A 2,325-nucleotide genomic window follows, 5' to 3' on the forward strand; every position below is an offset into this window, starting at 1 on the left:
GTGTGTGCGTGTGTTCTTTGAGAACTCAATAGTGTGTCGATGAATGTCAGTGCCAAATATTTTTTGGTTCCGGCCTTTTCACCCCCCGTGTGGAGGGTCGGACATTTTAGTCAGCTATTTTCCGGCTGGCGATTGTTTTGCTGGGTTTTCGGACTCTAGTTTAGATATTTCTGATTCACCTTTCGGGGTGTTTCGAGAGTCTTCAACGGAGAGTTTGATCCTGGCTCAGGACGAACGCTGGCGGCGTGCTTAACACATGCAAGTCGAGCGGTAAGGCCCTTCGGGGTACACGAGCGGCGAACGGGTGAGTAACACGTGGGTGATCTGCCTCGCACTCTGGGATAAGCCTGGGAAACTGGGTCTAATACCGGATATGACCTCTTGTCGCATGGCTTGGGGTGGAAAGATTTATCGGTGCGAGATGGGCCCGCGGCCTATCAGCTTGTTGGTGGGGTAATGGCCTACCAAGGCGACGACGGGTAGCCGGCCTGAGAGGGCGACCGGCCACACTGGGACTGAGACACGGCCCAGACTCCTACGGGAGGCAGCAGTGGGGAATATTGCACAATGGGCGAAAGCCTGATGCAGCGACGCCGCGTGAGGGATGACGGCCTTCGGGTTGTAAACCTCTTTCGACAGGGACGAAGCGCAAGTGACGGTACCTGTAGAAGAAGCACCGGCCAACTACGTGCCAGCAGCCGCGGTAATACGTAGGGTGCGAGCGTTGTCCGGAATTACTGGGCGTAAAGAGCTTGTAGGCGGTTTGTCGCGTCGTCTGTGAAAACTCACAGCTCAACTGTGAGCTTGCAGGCGATACGGGCAGACTTGAGTACTGCAGGGGAGACTGGAATTCCTGGTGTAGCGGTGAAATGCGCAGATATCAGGAGGAACACCGGTGGCGAAGGCGGGTCTCTGGGCAGTAACTGACGCTGAGAAGCGAAAGCGTGGGTAGCGAACAGGATTAGATACCCTGGTAGTCCACGCCGTAAACGGTGGGCGCTAGGTGTGGGTTTCCTTCCACGGGATCCGTGCCGTAGCTAACGCATTAAGCGCCCCGCCTGGGGAGTACGGCCGCAAGGCTAAAACTCAAAGGAATTGACGGGGGCCCGCACAAGCGGCGGAGCATGTGGATTAATTCGATGCAACGCGAAGAACCTTACCTGGGTTTGACATACACCGGAAACCTGCAGAGATGTAGGCCCCCTTGTGGTCGGTGTACAGGTGGTGCATGGCTGTCGTCAGCTCGTGTCGTGAGATGTTGGGTTAAGTCCCGCAACGAGCGCAACCCTTGTCCTGTGTTGCCAGCACGTAATGGTGGGGACTCGCAGGAGACTGCCGGGGTCAACTCGGAGGAAGGTGGGGACGACGTCAAGTCATCATGCCCCTTATGTCCAGGGCTTCACACATGCTACAATGGCCGGTACAGAGGGCTGCGATACCGTGAGGTGGAGCGAATCCCTTAAAGCCGGTCTCAGTTCGGATCGGGGTCTGCAACTCGACCCCGTGAAGTTGGAGTCGCTAGTAATCGCAGATCAGCAACGCTGCGGTGAATACGTTCCCGGGCCTTGTACACACCGCCCGTCACGTCATGAAAGTCGGTAACACCCGAAGCCGGTGGCCTAACCCCTTGTGGGAGGGAGCCGTCGAAGGTGGGATCGGCGATTGGGACGAAGTCGTAACAAGGTAGCCGTACCGGAAGGTGCGGCTGGATCACCTCCTTTCTAAGGAGCATTCTCCAGTCCTCGTGTCACACAGGTGGTATCGAGGTTGGCAGAGCCACTACGGACTCGTACGAAGTTCGGTGGAGCTCATGGGTGGAACGCTGACATGTGCCTCGGGAGTGCTGGGAGCCTGTGTGCTTCTGGTGTCGGGGATGTAGTCGACACACTGTTGGGTCCTGAAAGAACAGACGTTCTTTCCAGGCAAAAAATACGATCCGCTCGGGTCTGCTTGATACCGCTTCTCTTCGGGGTTGGCTGGTCTTGCGTTGGGGTTCGAGTGGGTGTGTTGTTTGAGAACTGCACAGTGGACGCGAGCATCTTTGTTTGTAAGTGTTGAAGAGCGTTCGGTGGATGCCTTGGCACCAGGAGCCGATGAAGGACGTAGGAGGCTGCGATAAGCCTCGGGGAGCTGTCAACCGAGCTGAGATCCGAGGATTTCCGAATGGGGAAACCCGGCACGAGTGATGTCGTGTCACCCTCCGCTGAATATATAGGCGGTTGGGAGGGAACGTGGGGAAGTGAAACATCTCAGTACCCACAGGAAGAGAAAACAATTGTGATTCCGTGAGTAGTGGCGAGCGAAAGCGGATGAGGCTAAACCATG

2 rRNA genes (1 of these 2 only partly in view) are annotated in these 2,325 nt (G+C 56.4%); both read left to right on the forward strand.

The window, feature by feature from the left end:
- Nucleotides 1–202: 202 nt before the first annotated feature.
- Nucleotides 203–1,721, forward strand: a 16S ribosomal RNA gene (locus tag ABZ824_RS39595).
- Between the two features lie 324 nt (nt 1,722–2,045).
- Nucleotides 2,046–2,325, forward strand: a 23S ribosomal RNA gene (locus ABZ824_RS39600); it runs 2,760 nt beyond the window's last position.
- Together the 16S and 23S rRNA genes form the textbook arrangement of a ribosomal RNA operon.

It is taken from the genome of Nocardia sp. NPDC047038 (assembly GCF_040644075.1).
Taxonomy (GTDB): domain Bacteria; phylum Actinomycetota; class Actinomycetes; order Mycobacteriales; family Mycobacteriaceae; genus Nocardia; species Nocardia sichangensis.